Genomic DNA, 6,526 nt, shown 5'->3' on the forward strand with positions numbered 1-6,526 from the left:
TTTACCCGGGGGACAGCTCCGGAACCAACCGCGGCTGGATGGAAGTTTAAAAGGGGGACTGGTCCCCCCCATTTCGCTTTGTTGATGGTGTATTATATTTCTATTGCCGGGCCGGTTTACCGAGGCGCTTTCTTTCCGGCCCGACGCCTGAGGAGGGCCCGTCACCTGGGGGAAGTCAGCGGCATAGCCAAGCGGAGGGTTGCGGCGGGCGCATGCACGGCTGCCGTCCCGCGGGCCCGCATCTCAAAGGCCATCCGGCCCCCGGACGGCGCCGTTACCCATGACCCATCGGGCAAGGTAAAAGCGGTCCTTTTCGGGAGATAGCGGGACAGAGGTGGGGAAGGTCATAGCCATAGCGAACCAGAAGGGCGGGGTGGGCAAGACTACCACCGCCGTGAACCTGGCCACGGCACTGGCCCTGGCGGGGCAGGAAATCCTCGTCGTGGACACCGACCCCCAGGGCAACTCCACCACGAGCCTGGGCGTGGAGCACGGCCACGGCCTCTATGACGTCTACTCCCGGGGGATGGACCTGGCCGAGGCCATCCGGCCCACGGGCATCGAGGGGCTCTCGCTGGTGCCGGCCACGGTGGACCTGCTGGCCGTGGAGATAGAGCTTGTGGAGCGGGAGGACAGGGAGCGGGTTCTCCTCAAGAGGCTGGAGCCCGTCAGGGAGCGCTACCGGTTCGTCCTGGTGGACTGTCCCCCGGCGCTGGGGCTCCTCACGCTCAATGCCCTGGTGGCCGCCCAGAGCGTGCTGGTGCCCATGCAGTGCGAGTACTTCGCCCTGGAGGGGCTGGGGCTTCTGACCAGGACCCTGAAGCTGGTCCGAAACTCCTTCAACCCCTCCCTGGAGATAGAAGGCATACTGTTGACCATGTTCGACAGCCGCAATATACTGACCCGGCAGGTGGCCGAGGAGCTGAGGAGGCACTTCGGCCGGAAGGTGTACGAGACCGTCATCCCCCGCAACGTCACCCTGGCCGAAGCCCCCAGCCACGGGCAGCCGGCCCTTCTGTACGACGCCCGTTCGCGGGGGGCCCAGAGCTACCTGTCTCTTGCGAAGGAGTTGCTCCATGAAAACGGCGTTAGGCAAAGGGCTTGATGCACTGATCCCCGGCAAGGGGGAGGAGGTCGTGGAGGTGGAGGTAGGGCGCATCGCCCGAGGGGCGGCTCAGCCCCGGACGGTGTTCCGGGACGAGTCCCTCAAGGAGCTGGCCGCCTCCATCAAGGAGAAGGGCGTGCTTCAGCCGGTCCTGCTCACCCGGGGGCCGGACGGCTCTCTCACCCTTATCGCCGGCGAGAGGCGGTTCCGTGCCGCGCAGCTTGCCGGCCTCAAGAAGCTCCCGGCCATCGTCAAACAGGTCTCCTCCGAGGACGCCCTGGAGATAGCCCTCATCGAGAACATCCAGCGAGAGGACCTTTCCCCCCTGGAGACGGCCCGCGCCTTCCAGAGGCTGGGCAAGCAGTTCGGCCTCACCCAGGAGCAGGTTGCCGGGAAGGTCGGCAAGGAACGGGCCACGGTGGCCAACTACCTGCGGCTCCTCGGCCTCCCCGACGAGGTCAAGGACCTCGTGGACGCGGGCACACTCTCCATGGGCCACGCCCGCGCACTCCTGTCCCTTTCGAGCAAGCAGGAGATGCTGGCCGCCGCCCGCAAGGTTGTCGCCCGCGGGCTCAGCGTGCGCGAGACGGAGGCGCTTGCCGCCAGGAAGGACAAGAAGCCCCGGAAGGCCCCCCGCCCCAGGGACCCGGACCTCGCCGCCCTGGAGGAGAAGCTGGTCAGGAGCCTGGCCACCAAGGTGCGCGTCAAGCACCGGGGCAAGAAGGGAAGCATAGAGATAGACTACTACAGCCTGGAGGAGCTGGACCGCCTCCTGGACATCCTTCTTCAGGGCTGAGGGCCCCGGGCGGCATCCCGCCTTTTTGTGTGCGTCCTCGCACATCCCCACCACCGTTCTGCGTATAGAATATGTGTCGAGAGATATACAAAAACCCGGCCCCGGAAGGTGCGCCGAAGAGCCGCTTGCACGTTCGGCTTGCATGTCTTCCGTGAACTCACTGTATCTGATAGTGTGTGCGGGGTCGTGCCCCGTGGCCACCGGGGGAGAGCCGGGAGAGAGGAGGAGAGCCCTCGGGTGAACCGGTTCTCTGGCAGCGTTCTGGGATGGCTCATGGCTCGTCCCTCCTGGCAGGTCATCGTCCTGGCCGTCGTGGCGGCGGAGGCCCTGGCCGTCCTGGCCAATGCCTTTCTGAGCGTCTTCTGGCTGGGCGGGCCCACCCGCGGGCTCTTCCGGATGGAGACCGTGGGCGTTTCCGTGGTTTCCTTCCTCATGGCGGCGGGACTTGTTCTCTTTCTCCGCCGCTTCGCCACCGCCGGCTCCGGGGGGGCGGGCCTTCGGCGCATGATAGACCGGTGGAGGCTCATGGAGGAAGCCCTGCGGGAGTCGGAGGAGAAGTACCGGGCGGCCATGGAGGCCGCCCAGGATGCCGTCTTTCTGGCAAATACCGAAACGGGCATCATCCTGGACGCCAACCGCGCGGCCGAGCGTCTCATGGGCATCCCCCGGATGAAGCTCAGAGGCGTGCACCAGAGCATGCTCCATCCTCCGGAGGAGGCGAAGCGGTACAAGGATATTTTCCACACCCACGTGCGCGACATCAGCTCCCCCGTGGAGGGCGTCGTTGCCCGGAGCGACGGAGCCCGTGTGCCGGTGGAGATAAGCGCCTTCGTCACCGTCATGGGGGGGCAGAGCGTGGTGGCCGGGGTCTTCCGGGACCTGACGGACCGCCGCCGGGCCGAAGAGGCCCTCCTGGAGAGCGAGGAGCGTTTCCGGACCGCCTTCCGCACCCTGCCCGATGCGGTCACCATAACCCGCCTGGGAGACAGCGCCATCGTGGACGCCAACGACGGCTTCACCGTCATGTCGGGCTATAGCCGTGAGGAGGCCCTGGGAAGGACGCCCCTGGAGCTGGGGCTCTGGGAGAACCCGCCGGACATGTCCCTTCTGAGCGAGCGGCTCGAGAAGGAGGGATACGTGACGAGCTTCGAGGCCACCTTCAGGCGAAAGGATGGAAACATCGCCCATGGGCAGGTCTCGGCGGTGGTCCTCGTTCTTGGCGGAGAGCCCCACGTGCTTTCGGCGGTCAGGGACGTCACCGGCCAGGACAGGGACCGGGAGCGCATACACCGGCAGCTGGCCTACCTGAGGGCGGTGCATTCCATAGACATGGCCATCTCGGCCAGCCTGGACCTCCCGGTCACCCTGGCCATCCTCATCGAGCAGTTGCAGAACCAGCTCAAGGTGGACGCCGCGGCCGTTTTCCTCCTGGACCGCCATGCGCAGCAGTTGCAGTACGCGGCGGGCAAGGGGTTCCTCACCCAGGGCATAAGGCGGATGCTCCTGAGGCCGGGGCAGTGCGCGGCCGGCAAGGTGGTCCTGGAGAGAAAGCCCCTGTTCATCTCGGCGTCCCCCAAGGAAGACCCCCGCTTCTGCCCCGCGGGCCGCGAGTTTCTGCGGGAGGAGGGTTTCACCGGGTACGCCGCCGTGCCCCTCGTCTCCAAGGGAGAGGTAAAGGGTGTGCTTCAGCTCTTTCACAGGAGCCCCCTTCTGCCGGACCAGGAATGGAAAGACTTCCTGGAGACGGTGGCCGGGCAGGCCGCCATCGCCATAGACGACGCCACCCTGTTTGCCGACCTTCAGCAGGCCCACGGGCGGCTCATGGCGGCCTACGACTCCACCATCGAGGGCTGGTCCCGGGCCCTGGACTACCGGGACAAGGAGACGGAGGGGCACTCCCGGCGGGTGACGGAGGTGACCCTGCACGTAGCCCTTCTGATGGGTGTGCTGGAGGACCAGCTGGTCTATGTGCGCTGGGGGGCGCTGCTTCACGACATAGGCAAGCTGGGCGTGCCCGACAACATTCTGCTGAAGCCAGGCAAGCTCACCGCGGAGGAGTGGGCCGTCATGAAGCGCCACCCCGTCATAGCCCGGGACCTTCTGGCCCCCATCGAGTTTCTTCGTCCCGCTCTGGACATCCCCCTGTGCCACCACGAGCAATGGGACGGACAGGGCTATCCGCAGGGGCTTGGCGCCGAGGACATCCCCCTGGCGGCCCGCATCTTCTCGGTGGTGGACGTCTGGGACGCCCTGTCCTCCGACAGGCCCTACCGTCCCGCCTGGCCCGCGGAGAAGGTCCGGGCATTTATCGCCGAACAGTCCGGCCGGATGTTCGACCCGCGCGTCGTGGAGGTCTTCCTGGAGGCCGAAGACATATGGGACGGAAACTCCCCTCTGCTTGCCAGAACATGGCGCTTCGAGCGTTGACGCCGCGGACGCCCTGCTTTACACTGTGCCGGGAGGCCATGTCGAAGAAGCCCCTGGTCCCCTGCCGGGCGGAAAGCGAAGCCGCCTGAGAACCTGAGAAGAGGAAGTAACGCGACCGGGCTTTCCCGTGCCGAAGGGCACTGAGAAAGGGATTGCGCAGTCCGCGGCGTCCCGTGCGCGAAGGAAGGAGAGCCTCTCATGAACATCCTCATTACGGGAGCACCGGGGGCGGGGAAGACCACGCTCATCCAGCGGGTCGCAGCGAAAATCCCCGAGGCCCGGGGCTTCTATACGGAGGAAATCCGTGAGGGCGGGCGGCGGAAGGGTTTCAGGCTCGTGGGCCTGCCCGGGGGCGGGGAGCGAGTCCTCGCCCATGTAGATATCCAGAGCCCCCGCCGGGTGAGCAAGTACGGCGTGGACGTGGAGGGCTTCGAGGAGTTCCTCGGCGGCCTGGACCTCGGCGGCGCGACCGTGGTCATCGTCGACGAGGTGGGTAAGATGGAATGCTTCTCCGGCGCCTTCCGCTCCCTTATTGCCGGCCTCCTGGGCACGGAGGAAAAAAGCAGTCACGTGGTGGCCACCATCGCCCGGAGGGGGACGCCCTTTATCGAAGAGCTCAAGAAAAAGGCCCGGGCCACCATGCTCGAGGTCACCGAAGGCAACAGGGATGCCCTGGTGGGCGTCATCATGAGCATGCTCGAATAGGGCACCAGTGGGCGCCAGCGCCCCTTTTATGCATCAGGAGACGTCAACTCCATCCTAAAAGAGGCACTGGTGCCCTGGCGCCCCTTGTTCTTGGTTGGCGGAAGGGGTTACCATAATGGACGCTTCGGAGGGGAAAGAGCGTATCCGGAAAGGAGGTCTCGTGATGCCCAGGTTTTCGCTTCTTTGTCTTCAGTGCGGGAAGGACTTCGAGCTTGCCCTGCCGGAAGGGAGCGAACCCACGGAGCAGAAGTGCCCCTTCTGCGGCGGGAACAACGTCATAGAGCATAATCCGCAGGACTTCTTCCGGCTCCTGTTCGGCCGCCTGGGCGGGGGGTGAAGCCCCCGGGGCTGCTGACCCGCCGGTCAGGCGGGCTTTTTCGGCGGAGGCCGCCCTTCAGAGAAAAGGCGGCCTCTCTTGTTTTGCCGTCCAATCCTCGCCGAGCCGCCTTGACGCCGTCCGCCCCCACGGGTTTAAATACCGTATGAAACGGCCGCTCCTTCTCGTCCTGGCAATCCTTCTCCTTGCGGGCTGCTCCAAGGCGGTAAAGCCCGAGACCCCTCCGCCTTATGACGTGGCCAAGGACTTCGAGGAAGCCAACCACCTTCTGTCGAAGAAGAACTACGACGAGGCCAGGAGCCACTTCGAGGACGTCAAGCGCAGGGACACCGAGATGAAGTACGCCCCCCTGGCCCAGCTCAGGATAGCGGACTCCTACGTCGAGGAGGAGGAGCCGGAGCTGGCCGTCGACGAGTACCAGCAGTTTCTGGACAGCTATCCGTCCCACAAGTACGCCGCCTATGCCCAGTACCAGATAGGGATGGCCTACTACACGCAGATAAAGGGGCCGGCGCGGGGCTTCGGCGCCGCCGTGAGGGCCCTGGGCGCCTTTGAGAGCCTCAACCGAATCTATCCGCGCAACCCCTACCGCGAGTCCGTGAAGTTCAAGATAGACCGCTGCCGCCAGGTCATCGCGGACCACGAGTACATGGTGGGAGACTTCTACTACAGGCAGTCGGCCTACAGTGGCGCCATCGGGCGGCTGGAGAGCCTGCTCCGGGACTTCCCCGCGTACAACAAGGCCCCCGAGGTCCTGTACCGCCTGGCCGTAAGCCACAAGCACCTGGGCGAGGACCAGAAGGCCGAGCAGGACCTCGAGATGCTCAAGAAGCGGTTCCCGGGGCACGAGCTCATCAAAAAGACCGAGGAGGCCCTGGCCGATATCGAGAAAGAGCGCGGCCACTAGCATGCCCACGCCCCCCCGGCGCTACTATCCCGTGTTCCTGGACCTGAGGGGCAAGCGCTGCGTGGTGGTGGGCGGCGGCACGGTGGCCGAGCGCAAGGTGCTGGGCCTCCTTTCCGCCGAGGCCCGGGTGGCCGTGATAAGCCCCACCCTGACCCGGCGGCTTGAGAAGGAGAAGGCCGCCGGCAGAATCGAGCACATCCCCCGCAGGGCGAGGGACGCGGACCTCGACGGCGCTTTCCTCGCCATCGC

The 6,526-nt window shown here is 65.8% G+C and carries 7 protein-coding genes; all 7 read left to right on the forward strand.

The window, feature by feature from the left end:
* Positions 1–334: 334 nt before the first annotated feature.
* Entirely contained in the window at positions 335–1,105 is a 771-nt protein-coding gene (locus P8Y39_12015) for a ParA family protein (protein MEJ2193042.1), read from the forward strand.
* Positions 1,077–1,901, forward strand: a complete 825-nt coding sequence (locus P8Y39_12020) for a ParB/RepB/Spo0J family partition protein (GenBank protein ID MEJ2193043.1) — start codon at positions 1,077–1,079, stop codon at positions 1,899–1,901. Before P8Y39_12015 ends, P8Y39_12020 begins: the two co-directional genes overlap by 29 nt.
* A 237-nt stretch (positions 1,902–2,138) precedes the next feature.
* Positions 2,139–4,328: a PAS domain S-box protein gene (locus P8Y39_12025; GenBank protein MEJ2193044.1), complete on the forward strand. Its 2,190-nt coding sequence runs from the start codon at positions 2,139–2,141 to the stop codon at positions 4,326–4,328.
* Between the two features lie 198 nt (positions 4,329–4,526).
* The gene (locus tag P8Y39_12030) at positions 4,527–5,033 is read left to right on the forward strand and encodes a nucleoside-triphosphatase (GenBank protein MEJ2193045.1); all 507 of its coding nucleotides are present in this window, start codon (positions 4,527–4,529) and stop codon (positions 5,031–5,033) included.
* 163 nt (positions 5,034–5,196) lie between these two features.
* Positions 5,197–5,370, forward strand: a complete 174-nt coding sequence (locus P8Y39_12035; protein MEJ2193046.1) for a zinc ribbon domain-containing protein — start codon at positions 5,197–5,199, stop codon at positions 5,368–5,370.
* A gap of 145 nt (positions 5,371–5,515) precedes the next feature.
* Positions 5,516–6,277: an outer membrane protein assembly factor BamD gene (gene bamD, locus P8Y39_12040; protein MEJ2193047.1), complete on the forward strand. Its 762-nt coding sequence runs from the start codon at positions 5,516–5,518 to the stop codon at positions 6,275–6,277.
* A gap of 1 nt (position 6,278) precedes the next feature.
* A partial coding sequence (locus P8Y39_12045; protein MEJ2193048.1) for an NAD(P)-dependent oxidoreductase occupies positions 6,279–6,526 on the forward strand: 248 nt, incomplete at its 3' end.

This window comes from Nitrospirota bacterium (genome assembly GCA_037386965.1).
In the GTDB taxonomy this organism is placed as follows: domain Bacteria; phylum Nitrospirota; class Thermodesulfovibrionia; order Thermodesulfovibrionales; family JdFR-86; genus JARRLN01.

Coding starts and splice junctions, on each gene's coding strand:
- P8Y39_12020 (MEJ2193043.1), top strand. CDS start 1,077: ATGAAAACGGCGTTAGGCAAAGGGCTTGATGCACTGATCCCCGGCAAG.
- P8Y39_12030 (MEJ2193045.1), top strand. CDS start 4,527: ATGAACATCCTCATTACGGGAGCACCGGGGGCGGGGAAGACCACGCTC.
- P8Y39_12035 (MEJ2193046.1), top strand. CDS start 5,197: ATGCCCAGGTTTTCGCTTCTTTGTCTTCAGTGCGGGAAGGACTTCGAG.
- bamD (MEJ2193047.1), top strand. CDS start 5,516: ATGAAACGGCCGCTCCTTCTCGTCCTGGCAATCCTTCTCCTTGCGGGC.